General features: G+C 45.7%; 24 protein-coding genes and 1 tRNA gene. 8 read left to right on the forward strand and 17 right to left on the reverse strand.

Translation table 11 applies throughout. The features are described 5' to 3' along the window. Positions 1 to 92 precede the first annotated feature (92 nt). The 3 genes from ACZ5V1_RS00555 to ACZ5V1_RS00565 all read right to left on the reverse strand — a co-directional run bounded on the left by ACZ5V1_RS00555 (position 93) and on the right by ACZ5V1_RS00565 (position 1,909). Positions 93 to 446 (reverse strand): RidA family protein, encoded by a 354-nt coding sequence (locus ACZ5V1_RS00555; RefSeq protein WP_464390122.1) that lies wholly within the window; start codon positions 444 to 446, stop codon positions 93 to 95. Between the two features lie 543 nt (positions 447 to 989). Next, complete coding sequence (locus ACZ5V1_RS00560) at positions 990 to 1,253, reverse strand: RNA recognition motif domain-containing protein (RefSeq protein ID WP_464385352.1); 264 nt, start codon at positions 1,251 to 1,253, stop codon at positions 990 to 992. A gap of 570 nt (positions 1,254 to 1,823) precedes the next feature. Next, positions 1,824 to 1,909: transfer RNA gene (locus ACZ5V1_RS00565), tRNA-Leu, on the reverse strand. Positions 1,910 to 2,272: 363 nt separating this feature from the next. Between ACZ5V1_RS00565 and ACZ5V1_RS00570 the strand changes: the two genes are divergently transcribed. The 3 genes from ACZ5V1_RS00570 to ACZ5V1_RS00580 all read left to right on the forward strand — a co-directional run bounded on the left by ACZ5V1_RS00570 (position 2,273) and on the right by ACZ5V1_RS00580 (position 5,196). Next, on the forward strand, positions 2,273 to 3,298 hold the full coding sequence (locus tag ACZ5V1_RS00570) for a DUF1786 domain-containing protein (protein ID WP_464390123.1): 1,026 nt from the start codon (positions 2,273 to 2,275) through the stop codon (positions 3,296 to 3,298). A gap of 85 nt (positions 3,299 to 3,383) precedes the next feature. Then, on the forward strand, positions 3,384 to 4,676 hold the full coding sequence (locus tag ACZ5V1_RS00575; protein ID WP_464390124.1) for a phenylacetate--CoA ligase family protein: 1,293 nt from the start codon (positions 3,384 to 3,386) through the stop codon (positions 4,674 to 4,676). 10 nt (positions 4,677 to 4,686) lie between these two features. Further along, positions 4,687 to 5,196 carry a DUF456 family protein gene (locus ACZ5V1_RS00580; RefSeq protein WP_464390125.1) on the forward strand — a complete coding sequence of 170 codons (510 nt, stop codon included), beginning with the start codon at positions 4,687 to 4,689 and terminating at the stop codon, positions 5,194 to 5,196. A 940-nt stretch (positions 5,197 to 6,136) separates the two neighbouring features. Here ACZ5V1_RS00580 and ACZ5V1_RS00585 read toward each other — a convergent pair. The 6 genes from ACZ5V1_RS00585 to ACZ5V1_RS00610 form a co-directional block, all read right to left on the reverse strand. Further along, on the reverse strand, positions 6,137 to 6,589 hold the full coding sequence (locus ACZ5V1_RS00585; protein WP_464390126.1) for a flavodoxin: 453 nt from the start codon (positions 6,587 to 6,589) through the stop codon (positions 6,137 to 6,139). A 265-nt stretch (positions 6,590 to 6,854) separates the two neighbouring features. Continuing rightward, positions 6,855 to 7,823: a pseudouridine synthase family protein gene (locus tag ACZ5V1_RS00590; protein WP_464390127.1), complete on the reverse strand. Its 969-nt coding sequence runs from the start codon at positions 7,821 to 7,823 to the stop codon at positions 6,855 to 6,857. 20 nt (positions 7,824 to 7,843) lie between these two features. Beyond that, a complete protein-coding gene (locus tag ACZ5V1_RS00595; protein WP_464390128.1) occupies positions 7,844 to 9,310 on the reverse strand; it encodes a hybrid sensor histidine kinase/response regulator in 1,467 nt (488 codons plus the stop codon). A gap of 16 nt (positions 9,311 to 9,326) precedes the next feature. Further along, a complete protein-coding gene (locus ACZ5V1_RS00600; protein WP_464390129.1) occupies positions 9,327 to 10,124 on the reverse strand; it encodes an HD-GYP domain-containing protein in 798 nt (265 codons plus the stop codon). A gap of 180 nt (positions 10,125 to 10,304) precedes the next feature. Further along, positions 10,305 to 10,673, reverse strand: a complete 369-nt coding sequence (locus tag ACZ5V1_RS00605) for a response regulator (protein ID WP_464390130.1) — start codon at positions 10,671 to 10,673, stop codon at positions 10,305 to 10,307. Positions 10,674 to 10,772: 99 nt separating this feature from the next. Then, positions 10,773 to 11,042, reverse strand: a complete 270-nt coding sequence (locus ACZ5V1_RS00610) for a phage regulatory CII family protein (protein WP_160715012.1) — start codon at positions 11,040 to 11,042, stop codon at positions 10,773 to 10,775. A 293-nt stretch (positions 11,043 to 11,335) separates the two neighbouring features. Between ACZ5V1_RS00610 and ACZ5V1_RS00615 the strand changes: the two genes are divergently transcribed. Further along, positions 11,336 to 12,010 (forward strand): response regulator, encoded by a 675-nt coding sequence (locus ACZ5V1_RS00615; protein ID WP_464390131.1) that lies wholly within the window; start codon positions 11,336 to 11,338, stop codon positions 12,008 to 12,010. A 68-nt stretch (positions 12,011 to 12,078) separates the two neighbouring features. Here ACZ5V1_RS00615 and ACZ5V1_RS00620 read toward each other — a convergent pair whose 3' ends face one another. The 6 genes from ACZ5V1_RS00620 to ACZ5V1_RS00645 all read right to left on the reverse strand — a co-directional run bounded on the left by ACZ5V1_RS00620 (position 12,079) and on the right by ACZ5V1_RS00645 (position 17,139). Beyond that, a complete protein-coding gene (locus tag ACZ5V1_RS00620) occupies positions 12,079 to 13,017 on the reverse strand; it encodes a Tim44 domain-containing protein (RefSeq protein WP_464390132.1) in 939 nt (312 codons plus the stop codon). A gap of 84 nt (positions 13,018 to 13,101) precedes the next feature. Continuing rightward, positions 13,102 to 13,863 carry a DUF4198 domain-containing protein gene (locus ACZ5V1_RS00625; RefSeq protein WP_464390133.1) on the reverse strand — a complete coding sequence of 254 codons (762 nt, stop codon included), beginning with the start codon at positions 13,861 to 13,863 and terminating at the stop codon, positions 13,102 to 13,104. Positions 13,864 to 14,046: 183 nt separating this feature from the next. Then, a complete protein-coding gene (locus ACZ5V1_RS00630; RefSeq protein ID WP_464390134.1) occupies positions 14,047 to 14,631 on the reverse strand; it encodes a ComF family protein in 585 nt (194 codons plus the stop codon). 278 nt (positions 14,632 to 14,909) lie between these two features. Beyond that, a complete protein-coding gene (locus tag ACZ5V1_RS00635) occupies positions 14,910 to 15,545 on the reverse strand; it encodes a flavodoxin family protein (protein WP_464390135.1) in 636 nt (211 codons plus the stop codon). Between the two features lie 455 nt (positions 15,546 to 16,000). Continuing rightward, complete coding sequence (locus ACZ5V1_RS00640) at positions 16,001 to 16,627, reverse strand: MBL fold metallo-hydrolase (RefSeq protein WP_464390136.1); 627 nt, start codon at positions 16,625 to 16,627, stop codon at positions 16,001 to 16,003. Further along, positions 16,627 to 17,139, reverse strand: a complete 513-nt coding sequence (locus tag ACZ5V1_RS00645; RefSeq protein ID WP_464385367.1) for a nitroreductase family protein — start codon at positions 17,137 to 17,139, stop codon at positions 16,627 to 16,629. Before ACZ5V1_RS00645 ends, ACZ5V1_RS00640 begins: the two co-directional genes overlap by 1 nt. On the opposite strand from ACZ5V1_RS00645, the gene ACZ5V1_RS00650 reads away from it, so the two are divergent. The 3 genes from ACZ5V1_RS00650 (at position 17,138) to ACZ5V1_RS00660 (ending at position 20,631) form a co-directional block, all read left to right on the forward strand. After that, positions 17,138 to 17,314: a hypothetical protein gene (locus tag ACZ5V1_RS00650; RefSeq protein WP_464390137.1), complete on the forward strand. Its 177-nt coding sequence runs from the start codon at positions 17,138 to 17,140 to the stop codon at positions 17,312 to 17,314. The genes ACZ5V1_RS00645 and ACZ5V1_RS00650 overlap by 2 nt on opposite strands. A 237-nt stretch (positions 17,315 to 17,551) precedes the next feature. Further along, the gene (locus ACZ5V1_RS00655; protein WP_464390138.1) at positions 17,552 to 19,723 is read left to right on the forward strand and encodes a tetratricopeptide repeat-containing diguanylate cyclase; all 2,172 of its coding nucleotides are present in this window, start codon (positions 17,552 to 17,554) and stop codon (positions 19,721 to 19,723) included. Between the two features lie 44 nt (positions 19,724 to 19,767). Further along, positions 19,768 to 20,631 carry a DMT family transporter gene (locus ACZ5V1_RS00660; protein WP_464391594.1) on the forward strand — a complete coding sequence of 288 codons (864 nt, stop codon included), beginning with the start codon at positions 19,768 to 19,770 and terminating at the stop codon, positions 20,629 to 20,631. A gap of 218 nt (positions 20,632 to 20,849) precedes the next feature. Here the strand turns inward: ACZ5V1_RS00660 and ACZ5V1_RS00665 are convergent, their stop codons facing one another. Together ACZ5V1_RS00665 and ACZ5V1_RS00670 are read right to left on the reverse strand one after the other, a co-directional pair. Beyond that, a complete protein-coding gene (locus ACZ5V1_RS00665) occupies positions 20,850 to 21,464 on the reverse strand; it encodes a LysE family translocator (RefSeq protein WP_464390139.1) in 615 nt (204 codons plus the stop codon). 121 nt (positions 21,465 to 21,585) lie between these two features. After that, positions 21,586 to 22,422 (reverse strand): 1,4-dihydroxy-6-naphthoate synthase, encoded by an 837-nt coding sequence (locus tag ACZ5V1_RS00670; RefSeq protein ID WP_464390140.1) that lies wholly within the window; start codon positions 22,420 to 22,422, stop codon positions 21,586 to 21,588. A gap of 290 nt (positions 22,423 to 22,712) precedes the next feature. On the opposite strand from ACZ5V1_RS00670, the gene mqnE reads away from it, so the two are divergent. Continuing rightward, positions 22,713 to 23,837 (forward strand): aminofutalosine synthase MqnE, encoded by a 1,125-nt coding sequence (gene mqnE / locus ACZ5V1_RS00675; protein WP_464390141.1) that lies wholly within the window; start codon positions 22,713 to 22,715, stop codon positions 23,835 to 23,837.

Genomic DNA, 23,837 nt, shown 5'->3' on the forward strand with positions numbered 1-23,837 from the left:
TCGAGGGGATGTATGTAGGTTTTGCGATGGAAGTGCTGGAAAATGAGAAGCAGGAGGGCGGAGCGTATTGGCTTTGCCCTCCTGCTTTTTACTTATTTCTGTGCTGCTACGATGGATACTTCAATAAGAAGTTCTGGACGAGCAAGACGTGCTTCCACACAGGCGCGTGCTGGAGCATGGCCTTCTGGAACCCATGCGTCCCAAACTTCGTTCATCTGAGCAAAATCTTTCATGTCACGAATGTACAGAGTTGCGGAGAGCATGTGCTCAAGGTCACTGCCAGCTTCTGCTAACAGGGTTTCAACTTTAGCGAGCATGGTTTTTGTCTGCTCTTTAATGTCTTTAGTTGCGTCTTCAGCAACCTGACCGGCAAGGTAAATCACGCCGTTGTTGATGACGATTTTGCTCATGCGGGTGCCGATTTCCATACGTTTGATATCGCTCATTGTGCGTTCCTTTCTACTGCCACCATGTTTGCTGGCATTTTAATGATGCTTACAAGAAAAGAGGCAGGGCTGCTTCGAAAATATCCAAAGTCTGCCATATTGTTGCCTCGTGTGTAGTTTTGTCAGAATCATTCCACACTTGATTCGTGGGGGTCGCATGCGGAACGCCGCACACGTTTTGGCAGCCAGTTTGAATCTGCTTCTTCCGTTACAAGAAGTTTGTCAGATAATGTTTGGCAGCCTGTCCGTCTGCGGACGCTGTTTGATTCCTTCATGATTGAAAAGAAGTCAACAACTGTTTTTCATTTTTGACTGTTTTAAGTTAGTAACTAGCTGTGATTGTTGCAGTGCTTGTGCGTTGTGGATTGTAAACTTGCATATACGAAGCAAAAGTATTTGTCCTAAGGCTTGTGGTGTGCCTTGGATGGATAGAGGAAAAAAGGAGAGGTGTGGTGAAGAGGGCGTGGTGTAAAAAAGAGGGTAAAAAAAGCCCAAAAAAAAGCCCACCAAATAGGTGGGCTCTGATCGTCGAACTATAATTGCTTAGTAGCGAGGGCGACGTTCACGAGGCTGAGCTTCGTTTACACGAAGGTCACGGCCCTGGAAGCTAGTTCCGTTAAGGCCTTCAATAGCCTGAGTCGCGCCGTTAGCATCCATTTCCACGAAGCCAAAACCACGGGAACGACCAGTTTCACGGTCTTCGATTACACGAGCGGAAGCAACTTCGCCGAAATCAGCAAAAAGGTTGCGAAGGTCTTGGTCAGTACAGCCCCAGGAAAGGTTGCCAACATAAATATTCTTATTCAAAACAAAAACTCCAACAGAAATGATTATCTCCCCACCACAAAGCAAGCTTTGTTTGGGGCGTGTGTGCTGCAACCCCGAGGGAATCTGAAGCACGATGTAAATACGATTTAGGAACACTATATGCGATGGAGGGCTTGGTCAATCGTTTAATTCAATTTTTTGGCTTTTATTTCGAAAAAAATAACACAATCAATCAAAAATGGAAGCAAGACTAACAGTCTGTTTTGATTGTGAAAAAAAACCATTTCTCTTGTTGTGCGACTGTTTGAATAATTAAACTTTAAACAGTGTATGCGGTTACAAATAAGCGCTGCTTGTGGAAAAAAAAGTGCCTTTGAGAGGCTTGTCCATAAAAGACAGGAGGATGTATTGTTGAATGGATTTCAAATTTTGAAAATAAACGAGTGTCCAGAATGGAAAGAGAGCTGAAAATATGTGATAGCAACGGTTAAATAACGTTGAGCCTATCTTTTGACGAGGAATGGTCAGCGGCATTTTTGTGAGAAGTCTTGAGTAGAAAAAAGGGCAAAAAAAAAGATCATACTTTCGTATGATCTTTTCCTAAGTGCATGGTGCCCAGGGGGAGACTCGAACTCCCACGGGCGTAGCCCACTACCCCCTCAAGATAGCGTGTCTACCAATTCCACCACCTGGGCACTTAGTTGAACTTCGCTTGCGCGATGTTCTGAGGGGTGCGCTAAGGTGTTGTTCCTCAGCGCGGAAATGTGTCTATGTGGAACGGCGGTGCTTTGCAAGCGTTTTTTTGCCTTTTTTACGATTTTTTAAAAGCCAGTTATAGCTTGAAAGACATATTGTTGGCATATGTAGTTGATTAAATAGTATGTTTGTAGTTCGTCATCTCTGAAACACTTTTTAGGGGTAAACAAAATTTCTAGCTTTTTGTGATGCATGAAATTAGATACCTGAATGGTCTTGCATGTCGAATCGTGAAAAATGCTGTTTTTTGCAAGAGGCAAGATTACTTATTCTACGTTACATAACTCCATTGGAGCATTTATATGAAATCGACTCTCTTTCTTGATATTGGTAGCGGAACTCAGGACGTTTTGTATTACCGTGATGATGTTGAATTGGAAAATTGCAGTAAATTTGTTCTGCCGTCTCCAGCAAAAATGATTGCAAAACGTATTATGGAGCTTACCAACGCCAAGCGTGACATTTATATGTTCGGCTCCAATATGGGCGGCGGCTTCTTTGGTGCAATGAAGAAGCATCTTGATGCAGGGCTTCATGTGGCTATTCATCCTGATGCAGCCTACGCGCTGAACGATGATCCTAAACGTGTGGCAGCAATTGGCGTTACTATTTGTGACAGTTGTCCTTCCGGCTATGTTCCTGTTGAGCTTTGCGACTACAACGCTGGCTGGTGGAGTGCATATCTCGGAATGGCAGGCTTGCCGAATCCTGATGAAGTGATCATAGCAGCTCAAGATCATGGTGTGCATGAGGACGAAGGAAATAGAATCGGTCGATTCCGTATGTGGAATGATCTTTTAACCCGCCATGAAGGCAATCCTTATTCCTTACTATATAGAAAGCCTACCGCAGCGCTTACCCGTCTTGCCACAATTCAGAAGGCAACCGGTGGTGGATGTGTTGCTGACAGTGCTTCGGCAGCAGTACTCGGCGCATTGTATGTTCCGGAAGTGGCGCAGCGCAGCTGGCGTACAGGCGTTACAATTGTGAATGTCGGCAACAGCCACATCTCTGCCTTCCTCGTGTATCAGGAAAAAATTTACGGTGTTTATGAACACCACACAGGCATGTTGTCTAAAGAAGAGCTTACCCATGACTTGAAAGAATTCCGTCGCGGTTGGCTTACTGACGAGATGGTGCGCGATGCTGGTGGTCACGGGTGTATGTACCTTGAGTTGCCGGATGAAGCTGAAGGCTTTTTCCCAACATACTTGCTTGGGCCAAAGCGTTCGATCCTTGATGGGCAGGGCGTTATGATCGCACCCGGTGGTGATATGATGCTCGCAGGATGCTTCGGTCTTCTTAAAGCATCACAGAATATTGAATAAAAATTGAATTTCGACAATGCCGAAATTGACATCATCAGTTAGCTACGTATAATCCCCCCTCATTTAGAGAATAAGGGGTTGTAGAATGGTATACTTTGATCCGGCAGAAGGTTGGTCACGGGAAGAAATTGAACAGGCACAAGTTGCCCGCTTACGCACAACTATAGCTCAGGCTGGCAAGGCTCCAGTTTATCGAAATAAATTCGATGAAATGGGGATTACACCTGATTCAATCCAGTGTGTTGAAGATGTGCGCAAATTGCCTGTTACCACTAAAGATGATCTCCGTGCCCAGTATCCGGATAAAATGAACACTGTTCCGCTTAAAGATATTGTGCGCATGCATGCATCCAGCGGTACAACAGGTTCTCCGACCGTTATTCATTACACTCAGAGTGATCTCGATAACTGGTCTGATCTCGTAGCTCGCTGTCTTCATATGGTTGGCGTCCGTGCAGAGCACGTATTCCAGAATATGACAGGGTACGGACTGTTCACCGGTGGTCTAGGCCTGCACTATGGTTCAGAGCGGTTAGGTTGTCTTACTATGCCTTCTGGGCCGGGTAACACAAAGCGTCAGTTCAAGTTGATGAAAGATTTCAACACGTATGCTGCGCACATCATTCCTTCTTATGCCCTTTACTTAGGTGCAGCACTGCGCGACATGGGCATGACGCCGGATGATCTACCGTTGGGTATTATTGTAACAGGTGCAGAACCGCATACGGAAGAAGCACGTCAGCGTATTGAAGAATTACTCGGTGCAAAGGCATACAACTCCTACGGTCTTTCAGAAATGAACGGACCGGGTGTAGCTTTTGAATGTACAGAACAGAACGGTATGCACATTTGGGAAGATGCTTTTCTTCCTGAAATTGTGAATCCCGAAACATTAGAACCAGTGGCGGACGGAGAAATTGGCGAGTTGCTTATGACAACCTTGTGCCGTAACGGCATGCCGATTATTCGTTACCGTACTAGAGACCTTACTCGATTTATTACTGACGAATGTCCTTGTGGCAGATTGCATAGACGCATTGATAGAATTTTAGGCCGCGCAGACGATATGCTTATTATTAAAGGGGTTAATATTTACCCTATGCAGATCGAACGCGTGCTTATGGAATTTGATGAAGTGGGTGAGAACTATGTAATTGAGCTTGAGCGTGAGAATTTTATAGACCAGTTGCGCGTAAAAGTGGAAATTAAAGATGAACACTTTGTAGATGACATGCGTGTACTGCAAGGGTTGCAACGTAAAATTGCCTCAAGGCTTTGTAGTGAAATACTTATCACACCGCGTGTTGAAATTGTTCAGCATAATAGTTTGCCAAAATCAGAAGGCAAGGCACAGCGAGTGGTAGATAAACGAGAATAAGGAATATTGAGTGGAAACAGTTTTTGCAGTTGTTTTTACAGCTCTGATGGTCGCGTTTCTCGGCCTGCATTTTTTGAGTATGCCCGCAAACTTTTTGATTATGGGTATGCTTGTTTTATGGAAGTTCATGTATCCCGCACAATCTGTGGATATGGACACCATGTTCTTTGTAATTACCGGCGGGCTCGTGTTGCTTGGTGAAGCACTCGAGTTTATTTCCCAGCTTGTGGGAGCCAAAAAATATGGCGGATCAAAGAAAGGAAACCTGGGCGGTATCATCGGTGCCATCTGTGGCGCTATTATCGGTGCTCCGTTCTTTTTCGGATTCGGTGCCCTTATCGGTGCCCTAGGCGGTTCATACGCAGGGTGTCTTATTTTTGAAATAGCACATGGCAGAAACTTAAGTGAAGCCATGACCGCTTCAAAAGGTGCCTTTTACGGAAAGTCTCTTGGTATGAGCATTAAATTCGGCATCGGCGTGTTCGTCGTTGTCTACGGTGCATCGTACATCTGGAGCTAGCAAGCTCTCTACGTAATAAAATGAAACAGGCTGTGGTTAATTCCACAGCCTGTTTTTTTATGACCAAGTCTGTCGTGTGTCTTGTTACTTGTTGTCTGCGACGCTTTTTTTTGTCTCCGACGGCTGGGGAAAACCTTTCTGTAGAAAGGTTCTTCCCCAGACCCCTTTCCAAAGACTTTTATTATGCGATGAAAGTTCGTTGATGATGTTTTCACGCGGCTTAACCTCACTGACTAGATAAACATAAAAGAGCTGTTCTCTATATGTAGAACAGCTTTTTTTAATATTTGAAAGGTAGTGGAGCATAAGCCGCAAAAGTAGGTAAGAAACGTGCTGCCTCGCAGATAAAGGTTTCTGGAGATTCTTAAGAACCTCTTGCAAGAGGTTCTTAAGCCGCCGGAGGCAAGCCCCGCAGGGTAGCTAAAGACATCCGCTGATAGGCGGTCGCCGGAGGCTCGTAAAAGCCCCGCCGGAGGCAAAAGAAAAGCACCCCCGCGGGAGCAAGGGGTGCTAAAGTGCTGAGCTTGTGTAGCCGGAGAGCTGGCGCGCATCAGTGAAGAGACCGAGTTAATGCACCAGCTGAAGCTCCGGCTGGGGTAAGCCCAGCGTAGAAATTTGTATATGCTTGCTGTTACAGCATCAGATTTGCTGCTGCAATTTGCAAAGCTACGATAGTGGAGACAAAGGCAATTGTTTCAAAGATATTTCGCTTACTCATATCATGTCTCTTGTTTTGTAGAAGGGGGGAACAGGTGTAGCATTACCTGTTCCCCTTTTTTATGGGTTTTGTTCAATGTCATCATGCTGCGGGGTTTTGTCCGTGTATGGGGAAGGACGTTCAGTTTTAAGTATCCGTGTCTTCTTAAAGAAATTCCGGATTGCTTGCGCATGATGACAAGAGCTGATGCTTAGCGATTGATTCATAGGACACCCCTTTATGCTATGCGTTTAATTTAGCAATGAGGTCTTTTACCCATGCATCAATGTCTGCCTGCTCGGCCTTAGGGTCGCCGTCGATTTTGAGTGATTCGGCAAATACGGAAGCGCCTGCGCCTTTGCATGCTTCTTCAATCGCATCCACTGCGCCGCAATAATATTCGTAGCTGCTGTCGCCACAACCGAAGCAGGCGATATTTTTACCAACAAGGTCAATGCCTTCGATTTCTTCGAACACAGGGATAAAATCATCCTGTAGTTCGATTTCGTCATCACCCCATGTGGAACATCCAAGGCAGCAAAGATCATAGGCTTTAGCCAGGTCTGTAACTTTGATGTCTGCAACATCTGCGATGGTTACTTCGTGACCGCTTTGTTCCAGTGTACGTTGAATGCTTTCTGCAACGTATTCTGTGTTGCCTGTAGTTGAACCGTACGTAATGAATACTGATGCCATAATCTTGTCTCCTGTTTGGTTATGCTGCTGCATGGAAATACAACAGCTATCTACAGTAGACGTCGTATGTTTTGGGAGTTCTTGATGAATACAGACCGGACCGTCGTTGGGGAGACGGTCCGGTGGACTGTGAAGGAGTAATGGTGATGTGTAATTTCATATTTGTTTCAGCCAACTATGTTCGGGTTGACTTCTTTATATTGAAATTGAAAATCTTTTTCAATTAAAAAATACAATAAATCTATATTTTTTTATAACACGCTGATTATTTTGTAGGAATTGACCCTTTCCATTGTTCCCATGTGTTCCATGTTGGAGGACACATGGCGGAAAAGGAACCAAGTTCTATTTGGTAGTGATGAAGGTACATGGTCTGGGGTGTTAAGTCAGAACATGGTTGAGGGGGGCCGTAGAGCGGGTCTCCGACGATGGGGAATCCTTGGGAGGCAATGTGAGCACGGATCTGGTGGCGCGCGCCTTTGCTTATTGCAGCCATGAGGAGCGTTGCTGAACTTGAAGGATCATTCGGAATCGTAGTTTCCAGCAGGGGAAGAAACATTGTGTGGCGAAGCGGGTCGGTATCTGCTTCCGGCAATACCTTTGTGACTTTGCGTTTTGCCATATCAAGCTTGTTGGTCACATGCAGCGGAGCAGGCACGGAGCCATGCACGAGAAGAATATATATTTTTTCAACAGCACCAGCGTTTTCAATTTCTTTGAACATGGCTGCTGCGGCTTCTGACTTTGCTGCCATGACCATACCTGATGTCAGGCAATCGAGCCTGTTTACAAGGATGGGCAGCGGATCTTCAGCTGTGGTGTGATGGGCAAATAGAGCTGGCAGTTCCGCTTCAAGATTGGGGGAACTCTTTCCTGATATAGCTGCGGTATGTAATCCGCCCGGTTTGTAGATTGCTGCAAAATGAGCATCTTCATGCACTATATGTAACTGTTTTTTAAGCTCTGCGCTCTCGTCCGGAGCGCACTCTCCAGTTGTGGAAGTTTCTTTTTTTATGCCTTCCGGAACTGTTTTTTCAACGAGCAGAATTTGATCACCAGTAGAGACCGAATGCCCTTTTGAACGTGGAATACCGTTAACGAGAACCGTATGGGTTTCGAAAATTCTTCTGCGCACGCGCATGCCGGATTCTGGAAGAAATAAGGAAAGAGCACCATCAAGGCGTGTGTTGTTCAACGTTTCCGGAACAGTCACTGTTGAGAGATTAGGTATCATATAATGTTGGGTGGAAAAAGTTAGCTTGAAGCAGCTTCCAAAGGAAAGCTGACGGTAAATTGTGTGCCGTTGCCCAGCGAGCTTGCTACATCTACACTACAATTATGGGCACTAGCAATACGCTTTACTATGTGTAACCCGAGACCGTGGCTTGGCTCGTCTCCGGTTGGTGCGGCTGCGCCTTTAGTGAATGGCGTGAACAATTGTTTGAGTTCTTCTTCTGCTATTCCGGGGCCTTCATCTTTTACAATCAGCAGAATGTTCTTCTCCATTTCTTTTGTGCTGATGTGGATTGTTGTTTCACGGTCAGAAAATTTAATGGCGTTGGACAGCAGATTATCGAGTAGTTGTCCTATGCGTTTAGGGTCACCGTGGATTTCCGCAAGTGGTTCAAGGTTGTGATGAAGCGCAATTGATTTACGAGCCGCAGTGAGTCCGGCAAGAGCGAGTCTCCGAGCGACAATGTCATTCAGTTGAATAGGTTCTTTATTGATGGAAAGCAGGCCACTTTCGATTGTTGAAACATCCAGAATGTCGGTAACAAGGGTGAGCATATCGTTACTGGCTGAGAATATTGCCTGAGCAATTTCTTTCTGCTGTTTTGTCAATTCACCTGCGTATCCTTCCTTAAGAATAGAAGAGAGCCCCTGCACGCCAGTGATCGGTGTGACTAAATCATGGGCTGCCATGCCGAGCATTTTGTTTTTAAGCGCATTCAGTTGTTCTAAATAATAGAGCAGTTCCGTCATTTTTAGATTCTGTATCATGCGACAGTAGAGCTCTTCTCGTTTGAACGGCTTATTCAGGAAGTCGCTGGCACCGCTTTTGAGAAACATGGCGGAGATATGTAGATCAGAATTTCCTGAGATTCCTATGATGGATGTAAGTTCCGGCGGATGCTTTTTACGTATCAACCGCGTGAGTTCAACTCCGGGCATATCACTAAGGTGGGCGTCGATGAGGATAAGCGGAAATTTTTCATGTTCCAGCAGAGCCAGTGCGTCTTTTCCAGATGCTGCTGTTCGAGGGTTCAGCATATAGTTGGAAACAACATATGACAGGTAGTGCCGTACGGATGCTGAGCTGTCGACGATCAGAACTTCTGTATTTTTATTCTGATGCAGGCGCTGCACGACTTCAATCACATTCGCGACGAGATCGCTGCTTTTTAGAACGGCATCGATAATTGTCGGGGACAATGCGCAGGAGGCACATGCTTCGGTGTAGTTGTCAGTAAGGAGCAGGGTTGGGATGCTATGTTCAGCAGTTACGTAGAATAAACTTTCAGAGATGCCGGTCAGAGATGTGTCTAGAATAGCAAGTGGTAGCTGGTCACTATATCGGGAGGCCATACTGAAGGCTTCGGAAGAGGTTGTCGCAACGAGGCAGGGTATGCCGCATGTTGATTCTATACCTTCTTTTAGCTGCGCTGCTGCTTTTGTTTCAGATACAGCAATCAGTATGTATTGTTTTGGTTCTGTCTGCATACAGCGTTGCCCGACGTCATAAAATGGTTGTAATTGAGGAGCTGTGGGTTAGCGTACAATCGGGGAGTACTTCCTTGAATAAAATTTCAATATCTTGCTGTTCTGGGTTGCGTAAAATTTCATCAACATGCGCAAAACGTGACAGGTTTTCAAAAAATGCTTTAACAAGTTTTGGATCAAAATGTTTTCCGGAACTGTTGCGGATGATGGCTGTAGTTTTCTCCATAGAGTATGGTTTCTTATACGGCCTCTCGGAGCGTAGTGCATCATACACATCAACTAATCCGACAATACGGCCTTCAATCGGAGTATTTGCCCCTGTAAGCCCATTTGGATATCCCGTTCCGTCCCATCGTTCATGATGATTCAGCGCAATAATATGTCCGGTTTCCAAGAGGCTGGACTTTGAATTTGCAAGCAGTTTTGCCCCCACGGTGGTGTGGGTCTTCATTATTTCAAATTCTTCTGTAGTTAATGGCCCCGGTTTTAGAAGGATGGAATCCGGTATGCTGATTTTACCTACATCATGCATCGCTGCTGAATTGTAAATTCTAAGCACTTTTTCGTTTGAAAGCCCGAGTGAATGGGCAAGAATGGCGCTGAAAAAACATATACGTAATACATGATGACCGGTTGCTTCATCCTTGTACTCAACTGCTTGTGCCAACCTGTTTACGGTATCTACGTATGCCATCTCCAGATCAAGATGAGAGTCTTTGAGCAGGTTGATGGTCGTATGCAAGTCTTCAGCATATTTAATAAGCTGAGCATATGCTTCTTTTACTTCCAGCTCGCAGGTGTTGTTTTTAGACATAGCGTGTATCCTTCAAAGAAAATTTGCAGGGGCACATGATTGCAGAACAGCTTTGAAAAAAGAGAAGGCTGTCTTCTAATAATATGCGCCACTCTAGGATATGTACTATGAGAATAGCAGGTATAGCGGGTATTTTACCGCCAAGGAAGTGGATACGAAGAATGCGTTGCTGTTATAGTATTAACTATTGCGCGCAAATTGCTGTACGTGTTTTAATAAATCGATGGGGCTGAAGGGCTTTGTGAGGTAGGCGACTGCGCCGGATTCGATGCAGGCTTTAATTGCGTCCCGCGATGCTGTAAGCATGATCACCGGACAATTTACCGTTTCAGGGTTTGCGGCGAGCATTTTTGTTGCAACAATACCGTTGAACTCGCCCGGCATATCAATATCCATAAGGATAAGATGTGGAGCCAACTCCTTTGCTAATGAGATGGCTTCCGGTGCACTTTTACATTCGGCAACGTTAAATCCGTCACTGGCAAGAGTGATTCGTACAAGCGTTCTTATTTCAGGACGATCATCTGCAATAAGAATTGTTTTTTGCATAACCACTCCGATACGTAAGCGTTTGTGTGAGCCTATCAAAAGAAACTGCCAGACGATTGTATCAAATCGTCTGGCAGTAGAACATGAAAAATGTGTTGATTACTCGTCGGTGAAGGGGTGATCTAATTCAAGCTGTACCGGACTAAGTTCGTAACCAAGCTCTTTTGCCATAAATTCAAGGGCTGTAATGTCTTTGGTTGCACGCATGATGTCGAGTAGAGTATCCGCGCCAAGTTTAGCACTTTGGTCATACGGATTTAATTCACGCATCATTGTAGGGTAAGGTTTACCGATTTGCTCTGCTACCCATTTAGATTGTCTTGCGCCTAGAACCATGTTTTGTGTCACGCGAGTTACAGTTTCTCTCATAAAGCCATCCTTACTATCGAAAGTTAGACGAATTACCATATATCCGCAGTCGTTGTGAGATCCCGCGGATACTCTCCTACTCTGATATAAAATAGACCATATAGTTCGAGATGCGTGAATTAGGCGCATGCTGTATTTTTGTGTTGAGAGTGTCCGTATTTTTATGGTAGGGTATAGTCTGATTACTACTCATATAAGGGTAGCAACTGAAGATAGTTAGCGCATGGAATAGACATGTGCTTAGGCTATTTGTGTGTGTATATTGGGGGTAAAACCTAAAGGCAGGCGTTTTAATGGAATCGTTGTATCATGTTGTTTTAGCTGAAGATCATGTGTTGTTGCGTGAAGGGCTGAAATCATTATTACAGACATTTGAAAACTTTGTTGTGGTAGGAGAAGCAGGCGACGGGTATCAAGCTGTAGAACTATGTGAAACCTTGACCGTAGATTTGGTATTGATGGACTTGTCAATGCCGAAGCTGGATGGCTTAAAGGCAACTAAAATAATTAAGCGTACTCTTCCTGACATCAAAATTCTCGTCATCACACAGTATGATGCTAACGATTATGTTCATTCTGCCTTATCTGCCGGAGCCGATGGCTACATTCTTAAAGATGCTACAAGTGAAGAATTTCTACTTGCGGTCACAAGCGTATTAGACGGAAAGACCTATATCTCTCCGGGAGTGGCAAATAATGTCATTCGGGGATACTTGAGCGGAGGGGCGAGCAACGAAGGTGGATCTGCTCTGGCTGAGTTGACCCCGCGTGAAGAAGAGATCTTCCAGCTTGTGGCGGAAGGCTATAAGAGTAGAGAGATTGCAGATATGCTTGTGGTAAGTATTAAAACAGTTGAAAAGCACCGTTCTAACCTTATGAATAAGCTATGTGTACATTCCGCAGCGGAACTTAGAGAATTTGCTGCACAGCAGGGCGTGATTTTTAAAAAGCCCGAGCTAACTGCATAGTAGCAGTATAGAAAACAAAAAGGGGAAGCATATGCTTCCCCTTTTCTCGTATTGTCAGTGGATGTCGACTAGTTTTCTAATTGCTGAATACCGTCGAGAAGCCACATGGAGTCGTCTTTGTGGGCTTTAAAGAAATGCCATACTTCGCGTACCTGCTCAGGGTTCTGCGCTGATTTATCTTCGCGCATGAGAACATCAAAGTAGACAGTGGCAAGAAGGCCGTCTGTCTCGTCTTTAACTTCGAGCAAGCGGGCGTTAGACATAAGAACCTCAGTACGGGATGGTTCAGGGTCTTCTTTAACCTGCTGTTTAATAGACTCGTAGACTTCAGGGGTTGTAAACTGCTTAATGTCATCAAGATCTCGGCTGTCCCAGCTCTGCTGCAGGCGGTTGAATACCACCTTAGCACCTTTAAGGAAGTCGTCAGTATCAAATCCGGCCGGAGTAGTTACCTCTGGCTGCACGTCCTGTGCATGACTGCCACCCGCAGGTGTGCTTCGTAGATTTGACCATGCATCCTGAGATTGTCGTTGCATGTTTGAATAATTGTCTTCAGGTGGTGCATATGATTGCTGCTGATTGTAATTCGCTGACCCTCCGCCTTGGTAGGCAGATTGTTGCGATTCCATCCTTCGAGACCGGAACATTTTGCGGAGAAATAGGAACGCCAATCCAAACAAGATAATATCAAAGAAACCAATGCCGCCAAACCCTCCACCGGAGAGCATAGAGCCAAGCAATGTACCGGCGAGAAGACCGCCGAACATGCCGCCCATGCCACCGAAGAGACCTCTGCGCGGTTGCGCGGAGCTGGAAAGTGCGGATTTGTTTTGGTTCAGCGGAGCCTTAGGTACGGGCTTAGAAAAGCTTTTGCTGAACATCGGCTTACTGCCGAATGACCTACCCCCGCCAAAACGCTTGGCTTCTGCGAAGTCTGCCATGCCGAAAACAAAAACGGCGGCTATGACTGGGATTAGGAGTAAGGCAATTAGGCGGATCATTTTCATACAATTCTCCATGTAAATAGATATCCCGTACCATGTAACGATAATAAGGCATGAGTCAAGAGCAGAGGTGCTCCAAAAAAAGTCTTATTTTTGAAAGTTGTCGAACTTTATCCATGTAACTGCACCTAATTCTACAGGCTTTTCTTCTCCTGAAGGTGCAGTAAGAGTATAATCTGCTGTGGTAAGTGCTGCAAATCCCCACCATCCGGCTTTTGGACAGGTAACAGTGAATACGCCGTTGCTGTCTGTTTTGGTAACCATGGTTACGTGATGTTCGGTTGGTGCTGTAAAGCCATCTTTGTTGTAGAGCTCGTATTCAACTTCTGCATTTGCCACGGGCTTGCCGTTTGACAGAACCTGACCGGTAAAGCTGCTGCCTGCGTATAACCCGTAAGGACGAGTGAGCGGAATAATTTCTGTAGGCAGTCCTGCCGGAGCATCCCAGTCTTCTTCGGAGCCGAATGCCGCAACATATGTTTTTGTGTAATGGATGATGAAGCAGTCTTCTTCCGGTTCCCAGTATGGTGTTGGTTCCAAAATAAACTGGTATACGCCCGGGCGCTTGAAGCGGAATGCAGTTTTCCATGCTTCTTGATCCATAACTTTTGCTGTGGAGAGAGTAGGAAGCAGGTCGATTTTTTTACCGTTTGCGAAAGCAAAAAATTGTTTCGGCTTTTCAAGCTTCATGCCTGCGCCTTCAAACGGGTGGGAGAATGAAACTGTTAAATTGGTGCTACGTGTTTCCTGAGTGGCAACATTCGAATCAGGAATCACCATGCCGAAGTGGGCAAAAGCCGGACTGGCAACAAGCATAAAGGCAATAAAGGTAAGAATGGTAGTGCGCATAACTGCTCCTATTACTTTGGGAAAATAGATATAAGTGAACACCTATGTCGTGGTTACACGAATTGGATATTCGTGTCATTACTAAAATAAAAAGACGAAATATGTGTCACCTGTCTGACAGAAGATAGGAAGGAAGCAGTGAGTTTTTACAATTAGCTTGTAACTTTGGTGTGTTACTTGATTCTATTTTTTGATCACATTTTCAGGCTCAGGTGTTCGAGCCATGATGGCAACCTCAACAGAGCCTGCGCCGCCTTCAAGAAGAGTTCTCGCGGCCTGTCGTAAGGTCGAGCCTGTTGTGGCAATGTCGTCCACAAGCAGAATGTGAGCATTTTGGAATGAGGTGGGGATAGTTGCTGTGAACGCGCCGGATAGGTTCTTGTTGCGTTCTTTTTTACTTAAGGTTGCCTGTGGAGCAGTTTCACGATTTCGGCGAAGCAAGTCCGGCAAAAGTGGAGCTTCAATTTTTTGCGCGATGAGTTTTGCTGACAACATGCTTTGGTTATGACCACGATGGAGAAGACGGGAATCATGGAGCGGGATTGGTACAACTGTGGCAGGAGAGGTTTCTCGAGGTGAATATATAGCTGCGAGCAAGCGGGCAAGTGTGAGCCCTGCATCAAGTCTGCCGTGGAATTTATGTTTAAGAAGCAGCTCACGCAGGATGCCTTCATAGGCACCGTAGAGTGTTATGTGTGTCCACGGTGGTGGAGTAATCATACAGGCAGAGCAGCGGGACGGAGCTCCGATGGCTTTTGCGTATAACATGCCGCAATCTGGACAATACCCTTGAGAACGGGGCGCCAAGTGGTGCAGGCAATCTGGGCAAAGTTGTGGTGAAAGGCTCCATTCGTGATGGAGCCTTTTTGTGTATTCAGTTTTATCAGGCAGAGCGCTCTCTTTCTCGTACAGTGAACGAAATGATGTATCCTTCACCGGACTATAGGGCGCAAAGCATGAAACGCATCGGGTTTCATCTAATCCCAGAAACGCGGCAGTACTCTTGAGTAAAGCAAAAACACTATGCATGCTCTGGTTTCCGTGCGTTATTTTTGAGTTGAAAAACGGGGTACAGTGTCGTTGTACGCTGCCGTTGCATAGTCCTTAATCCGCTCTATCGTTTCCGGATCGCTTGCCAGTTCATCAGGACCATCTTTTCCGTAAATAAGCAGTGGTTCAACAAGGCTGATATTAAACGGAGACAGGAAATATTTTAGTGTCAGCAATGAACCGTGAAAGAGCTGATCGCCGACAGGACGTGCTGCAACAAGGCAGATGTATGCCTTTCTCGGTGGAAGAGAAAGTACAAATGGATCACGATTATGTTGGCGGAACCAGAAGCACTGACAACGGTCTATGAACGTTTTAAAGATGGACGGCAGATGGTAAAAATAGATCGGCGAGCTTATAAACAGCGATGGTGCTTCCATCAGCATAGAGTAGAGTTCTGAGCTGTCGTCTTTACCCTCCTGCACACATTTTTTATTACCGGGAACTGCGCACGCTTCACATGCTGTACAGTGCCGCACAGTATAGTCGCGCATAAAACGCGTCTGTGTTTGTCCACCAGCTGCCTCGTACCCTTGGGCAAAGACTCTTGCTGCATTGTCTGTGTTGCCACCTTTACGGGCGCTGCAACCTAGTATCTGAAGAGCATTGGCAAAAGATTGTTGTGCGTTCATCATCTCTCCTTCCAGCAGCTGCAGAATTATTTCTTTGCAGCACGCTTGCACAAAGCTGAAAGCTCTGTGTCATCATCTGTTTGGATTTCACATTGCCACTGAGGATATTTCTCCAGTGCATACTCCAGCGGAGCATGTGCCTTAGCAGGAAGCAGAAGAAGTACTCTGTTCTTCTTCTGAAAGCCGAGATAAAAACTTATCTCGAGTCCCAAGCCTCAACATGCATTTCGTAAATCAGCTACAGTTGTGTCGGTGTCTTCATTGTGTGTTGTCATGATAACTCCAGATCGATGAAAACCCCGTATTAAAGTTTGTGCGCCTGCCTTACGCTAGCGTACCATCTGCTCATGACCAATGTTCTGCAAAACAAGCGTACTGTGTTTGTACAGGGTAATTGATCAACAGTCTGATATTATTGTTTGTTCAGGCACTAACATAGTGCCTGAACAAAATTTTTAGCGCTGGAAGTCAGAAAAATACGGGTTGTTAATTTGCTCGTCGTTCACGGACGAATGTGGTCCGTGACCTGAATATACTACGGTTTCAGGTGGGAGTGCGAAGATTTTTTCTGTTACTGACTTTTTCAGAACATCAAAATCACCACCCGGCAGGTCTGTACGACCAATGGCGCGGTAGAATAATACATCGCCTACAAATACTGCCTTTGCAGCAGGGAAGAAAAAGGAAAGACTGCCAGGGGAATGACCCGGTGTGGCGAGTACTTTACAGTCTAAATCCATAAAGGTGTGGTCGCCTTCTGCAATTGAGGTAAAGGTGAATGGAGGTACCTTAGGGAATCCCCACATGCCGCCCTGACCAACTTCGGAATCGAGAAGGAAAGTATCTTCAGTGCCACTGATGACAACTGCACCTGTTGCTTCTTGCAGTGCTTTAATTCCGTACAAATGGTCAAAGTGAAAATGAGTAACAAGAATATGAGTAAGGGTCAGGCCTTCTTCTTTCAAAAACTCGACAACAGTAGTTGGTTCGCCGCCAGGATCAACTGCAACAGCTTTTCCTTCGTGGAAAAGAACGTAGCAATTTGTTTCAAGCGGGCCTAAAGGGAATGTTTTTACTTGCATTAAAATTGCTCCAGCATAATATCTTCCAGCGGCTTGCGTGAGGAGGTTCCCTCCTGTGCAGGTTCGCCGATGGCAATAAATGTGATGAATTCATATTTGTCAGTATCAAGGGACAGAACGTCAAGAACCTGCTCGGCATTGTTCATCATCTGTCCAAGCCATACAGAGCCAAGACCGAGAGAATGTGCCGCGAGCATGATATTCTGAATACAACCGCCAGCGGACTGATGATCTTTTAATTCGTGGTACAGGCAATTTTTGTCGAGAAAAACGCCAATCATCAGAGCTGCATTGTGTACGATATGTGAGTAAATCGTGCAATCTGCTAATCCGTCAATCCGTGGATCATTTGGGCGAAGCGCAATGAAACGGAAAGGCTGATTGTTTTTTCCACTTGGTGCCCAGCGACCGGCTTCCAGCATAGCAGTGATTTCTTCACGGGTAACTTCACGATCAGTATATTTTCGTATGCTGCGGCGCTCTTGTAAAGCAGCAAGAACAGGATTGGACATGCGGTCTCCTCGTTTTTATGTTATACTAGAGGTTGTTATGGCGTTTTTTTATTTTGGTAGCGTATTTTTTTATTTAATATCACAAGGTGAAGCAGGCCAAACAGTAGGCGTAGCCTTCTGGAAAATAAAGCAAAAAGCAACCGATGCTTTTCATTGTGGTGTAACCTATGTATAAAAAATGGTTATGAAAGCGCAAATAGATATTCTGAATTCAGAGCGGACACAGTTAAGCAGATTCGATCTCATAACTTATGAGCATCTACTCGCTGAATCGATTAAATCTATTCTCAACTATTCATCATACAGTTTGTATTTTCCCCGAAAGATACAAAGTCTTGAAGCTGTTTGGGACGCAAAAGAGAAAAAACTTTTGTTACCCCTTGTGATGAACAATAAATTTTATGGGCAATTTGTGGCTAGAGGCGTAAGCATTCGCGCGCCTAAGACCCTTATGTCCATGCTTCCCGCGGTGGCAACGCTGGCGCTTGAAAAAGTTCAAGGTATGAAGTCCAGCATCACGAATGCGCAGAATGGTTTGTTTACCCGTGATTACCTGCACCATGCAGCTAACCGCGAACTGCGTATGATCCGCGAAGGCTTTCATCTTTCCGGAGAACCCCGTACCGCAGGGAGTGAAGAGTATCGCGCCACTGTTGGTGTCGTACTCCTCGACCTTTCAGGACTTCGCTCTGTTGAAACAGAATTTGGTCACCTGTTCGCTGAAGATTTGGCTGTACAGTTTGCAGACGCACTTGCGGCTGTCGCACCGGAGCAGGCTCTTGTGTGTAACAGCGGTGATTATGAATACGCTATCCTTGTTCCTGCCGGAACATCAAGTGCATGCAGAAAAATTGCTGCGGAAGCAGTTCGAACTCTCCGGTCCATCCAAAAAGTTCATGCTGTTACAGAACATCGCGTAGGCGTTGATATTGCCGCAGGTTATGCTGCGTTTCCTCAGGATTTCGAGGGAGCACAGTTTGAGTTGAGAAGCGATGAACAGAGCCGTTTACTGCTCCGCAAAGCGCGTATCGGTGCTAGCGTTGCAAAGCGCCTAAGCGATTCCCTCACCATTCCGCATGTGCTCGGTTTTAACCGTCTGCTCCATGAAGGCGGAACTGTCCGTGAAGTGCTTCCCGTCAGCCGCGTTGTGGTTGATGTGGGTATGTCTATGGGCGCACGTGAAGGGCAGCGATTCTCCGTATGGTCATGTAGTTATGATTCCACCTACGCCAATGGTGTTCCCGCAAATTCTCTTATCAACAGGCACCCTTTGTATAAAGGGGAGCTTGTGCTTATGGAAGTGCGTGAAGCTGACTCCATAGCTGAAATTATGCATATGGGTGATCCCACATGGGCTGTGGAGCCGACTGACGCCATTAAGTTGTTGCCGGAAGAAAAGGGCATCGGCGTAGCGGTAGAAAAGAACGAAGCAGCAGAGCAGCTGGATTCGCTCACCGGTCTTTACAAACACAGAGACTTCATTGGTCGCTTCACCAAAGAGCGTGAAAAGACAGACTCCTTTGCCCTTGCGCTTATTCGTCTTTCCCGTATCCCGCACGTACAGGGTGGGGCAGGAGAGCAAATTTTAGCGGAAGCCACGCAGCAATGCCGTGACATTCTTGGTAGCGAAATGATCGGTGGTAGATACGGTCTCAACTCACTTATTTGCTTTTATCCAGAAGGTAAGCCGGAGTTTGTACAGATTCTTTTTAATGAACTGTGTGAACGCCTTTTGACGAATCTTGGGATTGAAGCCGCAGTGGGTGTTTTCTGCTACCCATATTTAGATTACCGTAAAGGTGATGCCTTGGAATGTTGTTTAAAAGCACTTGAATACGCCATGCTGCTTCCGGCTCCACGGGTTGGTATTCTCGATTCTCTCGCGCTTAATATCAGCGCTGACAAGCTTTATTCCAAGAATGATTCCTTCGGTGCCATCGAAGAATATAAACGCGCGCTGCTTGCAGATGAAGATAACACTATGGCGTGGAACTCCCTTGGAGTGTGCTACGCCGGATTAGGGCGACCAGAAGAGGCGCGCAAGCACTTTGAAGGTGCACTAGATCGTGATGAAGATGATGTGATGGCCTTGTATAACCTAGGGCACATATCGCAGACAATCGGCAACTTTTCAGCTGCCCGTGACTATTACGATGATTGTCTCCTGCATGATGAGAAACACTTTTTCTCCCTTATTCGCCTTGGGCAGGTGAACGAAATGGAGAGCGACTTTGCCACAGCGCGTACGTTCTTTGAACGTGCACGTGCTTTGGAAGAAAACAAACCTCTTGTGGAGCGTAACTTTGCGCGGCTATGCATGAAGGAAGAAAATCCGGATAAAGCCCGTGAACATCTTCATCAGGCATTGCTTTACAATCCACAGGATGCGGTAGCGCTGGAATTAATGGCGCGTATTTATCTGGATGGGGGAGAAGATCCGGAAATTGCAGAAGTGCTTGCCAGACAGGCAGCAGCATTGCGACCGGACTTTAAAGGAGCATGGCTCCAGCTTGCCCGTGCGTTAGAGGCGTGCGGTAAGAAACAGGATGCGCATCAGGCGCTTGTGAAAGCAGGGGAGTTGTAGTGCTTCAGCAGTTGAAGACGTTTTTTTCTTCGCCATATATTGCGGTGCCAATAGGTGCCTTCATAATCAGTTTTTCGCCGGTACTTGTACGGCTTTCCAGTGTGTCACCAGATAGCTCAGCTTTTTATCGCGTGTTTTTTGGTGGAATAACTCTCATGATCTTTTCCGTCATTAGACGTGAGAGGTTTTCTGTTCCCCTAAAAATCTGGGGACTCGTCATACTGACGGCACTTTTTTTTGCCATAGACCTTCAATGCTGGCACAGAGCTATTGGATACGTCGGTCCCGGGTTAGCAACCATTCTCGGCAATTTGCAAGTATTCGCAACAGCAGCATTCGGGGCACTTCTGTTTAAAGAAGTAATCTCCAAACGGCTTATAGTTGCGTTGCCTCTTGCTGTAATAGGTCTATTCCTTCTCATAGGTCTCGATCTGAATGAAATATCATCAGATATCCTCTGGGGGCTTTTATTCGGTATCCTTACAGCCATATCATACTCTAGCTACATAATATGTTTGCGTCAGTCGCAATCCACAGAAAAAAAGCTGCCGCTATTCGCCAACATGGGCATCATTTCTTTGCTTACAGCCCTGAGTGTCGGCATATCAATGAATGTAACAGGCGACTCGTTTGTCATTCCAACTTCAAGTGACTGGTTTTATCTCATCATCTACGGTGTATTCTGCCAAGGTATTGGCTGGGCGTTCATATCCAAAGGGCTCCCGAATCTGCCAGCAGCAATCGCAGGGCTTCTCATGCTTCTGCAACCAGCGTTGGCGTTCGTATGGGATGTCGTGCTTTTCAGCCGTCCAACAGGCGCCTACGGTCTCGTTGGTGTGGCGCTTGTCCTTTTTGCCATCGGTATGGGCATATATGGGCAGCAAGCTGTAGCCAAAAACAACGAGTAATTATTGATCTAACGTACAGTTTTATCAGCAACTTATTTTTTTAAAATTTTTGCTATGAAAAAAGCCCTTGTTATCATTTAGATAACAAGGGCTATGTTTTTTTTACGATTATGCTTAAGGAGTTGGCTTCTTTTAGTTCCTCTTGACTTGTTTCTTAGTCACTACAGAGAATAATATAAATGCTCACTTCTCGATTTGGGAAGAAATCCGGCGAGCTTTTATCTCTCTGCCATTGCTAGTCTTACACCAAACATAGCAAAAGCGAATGCAAAAGATCGTTGTAGCATACGGATAATGTTCGGAGAATTAATAACGTAAGAACGAACACTGTGAGCAAACAGTCCGTAGAGTGCAAAAATACACAGCGTAAGCCCCATAAAAATTCCACTCAAGACAAACATCTGCACTGTTGGCGAGGTTTCCTCCGCGGAAATAAAGAGTGGGAGAAAAGCCAAAAAGAAAAGCGACAGTTTAGGGTTTAAAATATTAATGAGCATCGCTCTTACTGCGATTCTCCATACACCTTGCTCTTTACCAGCACTCTCAAATTTAAGGGCATTGGGGTCACGCCACATTACCCACGCCATATACAGTAGATAACCTGCTCCGATTATCTTTATCGTTTGGAAAGCAAGGGCGCTCGTATGAAGAAGTAAAGAAAGTCCAGAAATGCTTGCAAGCAGGTGGGGAATAATACCGGCGGTGCAACCTAACGCTGCTGCCAGTGCGGATCGTCTTCCCCCGAAAAGGCCGTTTGATACTGTATAGATAACTCCAGTACCAGGCATTAATACAACAAGTAATGTTGTTAAAAGAAATTCATTGCTCACCATTATCATCTCCAGTTTCACTTAAAGAACTTAGCAAATTGTTTCACTCACTGTACGCATTAACAAGTGGGAAGAGGCATGTATACAGGTAGTTCATCATAATTTGCTGTTAACACACGACAGGCTAGTCAGTCACAAAAACAGGAAGATCTGGCATTGGTTTGCCAGCGATTTCAAATGCTTTTTCAAGCATAAGCTGTATGGCGTATTCGCCGTCCGCTCCGAGTTCCATTGAGAACTCGTTAACGAAGGTCGCTATGTGCTCTTTGATAACGCTGTCGTCCATTTCTTGTGCATGTTCTTTAATGTATGCGGTAGCTTCTTCGGGGTTCTGTTGCACGTAAGCGAGGCTTGCACGAATAGCTTTTTCGAGCTGACGTGCTACGTCCATACCGAGGTCACGGCGTACGGCGATTGCGCCAAGCGGCAGAGGAAGGTCTGTTGTGTTTTCCCACCATTGACCGAGATCTAGAACTTTTTTGAGCCCGAATTTTTCGTAAGTGAAGCGTCCTTCGTGGATGACAACACCTGCGTCTACTGATCCTGCTTGCACTGCTGGCATGACTTCATCGAAGAGCATTTCTACTCGTTCACCTTTGAGTGAATTATTGAGCGATAGGAGCATATTTGCAGTGGTGAGCTTGCCTGGTATGGCAACCTTTTTGTCTGGTTCTCTTGCGGACTGGAAGCATGCGTCTTTTTTGGTAACGATGATCGGACCGCAGCCTCTGCCGAGAGCGCCACCGGTGCGGAGCAAAATGTAGTCGTCGAGACAGTCAGTCATGGCTGCGACGGAAAGTTTTGTTACGGCGATATCGCCTTTGCGTGCTCGGATATTTAAATCTTCAACATCTGCCATGTACATTGTGATGTCGAAGGGCAGATCGATTTTGTTGTTCGCGAGGGCGTAAAAAATCCATGTGTCGTTAGGGCAAGGGGAGATGCCGAGTTCCAACTGCATAAAAACCTCCGATATATAGGAGCTTATTGTTCTAAAGGTAACGCACTTAGTGGGGTTTGTTTGTGTGTATTCTTACGGTTGACATAGCTCGCATGCAAGCAGATACTCAGCCCGCCGAAGACCACACACACAAGTTGCCGCACGTTTTTTATACTGTGCTTTGTTTGTTAGGTAAATTGGAACGTTTTAATTTACTTTTCACACTGCGGTAACAACAGTACATCGCGATACTGTCTTTCGATAACGCATGGTGCGTGGTTGTTTTTAGTAGACATCTGGAGACCGTGATTATGTTAGATGCTGATTACTATGCCCGTCTTGGATTGGGCAGTGTATTTGAAAAGGTCATGAACGGTGATCGTCTGTCCATTGAAGACGGAAGAAAACTGTTTGCCTGTGAAGACATAAACGCCCTTGGCGCGTTGGCGCATCATGCGCGTACACGTATGCATGGGGATTCCACGTATTATGTTCTTAACCGTCACGTCAATTACACAAACGTTTGTGTAAATGCCTGTCTATTCTGTGCCTACCAGAAAGAAGAAGACGAGCAAGAGGGCGCATTTTGTCTGAGTCTAGATGACATTGTAGCTAAGCTCGATCCTAAAGATGGTCTTCCGTATGATGAAGTACATATCGTCGGCGGCTGTCACCCTAAGCTTCCTTTGAGCTTTTTTGAAGAAGCCATTGGACGCATTAAGGAAACCTACCCCGGTATTGTTGTAAAAGCATTTACCGCTGTAGAAATTGCACACTTTGCTGAGCTTGAAAATATTTCTACTCAGGAAGTGTTAGAGCGTTTAAAAGCTGCTGGCTTAGAAGCCATGCCGGGCGGCGGCGCAGAAATTTTTGCACCTGAAGTACGCGAAAAAATTTGTCCACGAAAAGCAACAGGTGATGAGTGGCTGAATGTGGCGCGCGAGGCGCATACACTCGGTATTACATCAAACTGTACAATGCTTTTCGGGCACCTTGAATCAATTGATGATCGTTTAGATCACCTTGATAAACTGCGTAAGCTTCAGGATGAAACCAACGGCTTCTCCTGTTTTATTCCGCTTCCGTTCCTTACAGAAAACAGCATGCTTGAATTGCCTGAAGAGCGCAAAGGTAAACATACAGGGCTTGATAAGCTCCGTACTATCGCTATTTGCCGCCTTATGCTGGATAACATTCCGCATATTAAAGCATACTGGGTTATGCTTGGCGTAAAGCTTGCGCAAGCTGCATTGCACTTTGGTGCTGATGATTTGGACGGAACTATTGTTGAAGAAAAAATTGGTCACGATGCAGGTGCTGCTTCTGATCAGGCTATGACAATTCCGCAGCTTGAAGAGATGATTGTTCGTTCCGGCTTTAATTCGGTACGTCGCAACAGTTTCTTTAAGCCAGTTAACGCAGAGCAGGAGTCGTAA

The organism is Halodesulfovibrio oceani subsp. galateae (assembly GCF_055397225.1).

Excerpts from the sequence above, each read along its gene's own strand:
- ACZ5V1_RS00555 (WP_464390122.1), bottom strand. The coding sequence starts at position 446 with ATGAGCGATATCAAACGTATGGAAATCGGCACCCGCATGAGCAAAATC.
- ACZ5V1_RS00570 (WP_464390123.1), top strand. The coding sequence starts at position 2,273 with ATGAAATCGACTCTCTTTCTTGATATTGGTAGCGGAACTCAGGACGTT.
- ACZ5V1_RS00575 (WP_464390124.1), top strand. The coding sequence starts at position 3,384 with ATGGTATACTTTGATCCGGCAGAAGGTTGGTCACGGGAAGAAATTGAA.
- ACZ5V1_RS00585 (WP_464390126.1), bottom strand. The coding sequence starts at position 6,589 with ATGGCATCAGTATTCATTACGTACGGTTCAACTACAGGCAACACAGAA.
- ACZ5V1_RS00590 (WP_464390127.1), bottom strand. The coding sequence starts at position 7,823 with ATGATACCTAATCTCTCAACAGTGACTGTTCCGGAAACGTTGAACAAC.
- ACZ5V1_RS00595 (WP_464390128.1), bottom strand. The coding sequence starts at position 9,310 with ATGCAGACAGAACCAAAACAATACATACTGATTGCTGTATCTGAAACA.
- ACZ5V1_RS00600 (WP_464390129.1), bottom strand. The coding sequence starts at position 10,124 with ATGTCTAAAAACAACACCTGCGAGCTGGAAGTAAAAGAAGCATATGCT.
- ACZ5V1_RS00605 (WP_464390130.1), bottom strand. The coding sequence starts at position 10,673 with ATGCAAAAAACAATTCTTATTGCAGATGATCGTCCTGAAATAAGAACG.
- ACZ5V1_RS00610 (WP_160715012.1), bottom strand. The coding sequence starts at position 11,042 with ATGAGAGAAACTGTAACTCGCGTGACACAAAACATGGTTCTAGGCGCA.
- ACZ5V1_RS00615 (WP_464390131.1), top strand. The coding sequence starts at position 11,336 with ATGGAATCGTTGTATCATGTTGTTTTAGCTGAAGATCATGTGTTGTTG.
- ACZ5V1_RS00620 (WP_464390132.1), bottom strand. The coding sequence starts at position 13,017 with ATGAAAATGATCCGCCTAATTGCCTTACTCCTAATCCCAGTCATAGCC.
- ACZ5V1_RS00625 (WP_464390133.1), bottom strand. The coding sequence starts at position 13,863 with ATGCGCACTACCATTCTTACCTTTATTGCCTTTATGCTTGTTGCCAGT.
- ACZ5V1_RS00630 (WP_464390134.1), bottom strand. The coding sequence starts at position 14,631 with ATGTTATACGCAAAAGCCATCGGAGCTCCGTCCCGCTGCTCTGCCTGT.
- ACZ5V1_RS00635 (WP_464390135.1), bottom strand. The coding sequence starts at position 15,545 with ATGAACGCACAACAATCTTTTGCCAATGCTCTTCAGATACTAGGTTGC.
- ACZ5V1_RS00640 (WP_464390136.1), bottom strand. The coding sequence starts at position 16,627 with ATGCAAGTAAAAACATTCCCTTTAGGCCCGCTTGAAACAAATTGCTAC.
- ACZ5V1_RS00650 (WP_464390137.1), top strand. The coding sequence starts at position 17,138 with ATGCGGTCTCCTCGTTTTTATGTTATACTAGAGGTTGTTATGGCGTTT.
- ACZ5V1_RS00645 (WP_464385367.1), bottom strand. The coding sequence starts at position 17,139 with ATGTCCAATCCTGTTCTTGCTGCTTTACAAGAGCGCCGCAGCATACGA.
- ACZ5V1_RS00665 (WP_464390139.1), bottom strand. The coding sequence starts at position 21,464 with ATGGTGAGCAATGAATTTCTTTTAACAACATTACTTGTTGTATTAATG.
- ACZ5V1_RS00670 (WP_464390140.1), bottom strand. The coding sequence starts at position 22,422 with ATGCAGTTGGAACTCGGCATCTCCCCTTGCCCTAACGACACATGGATT.
- mqnE (WP_464390141.1), top strand. The coding sequence starts at position 22,713 with ATGTTAGATGCTGATTACTATGCCCGTCTTGGATTGGGCAGTGTATTT.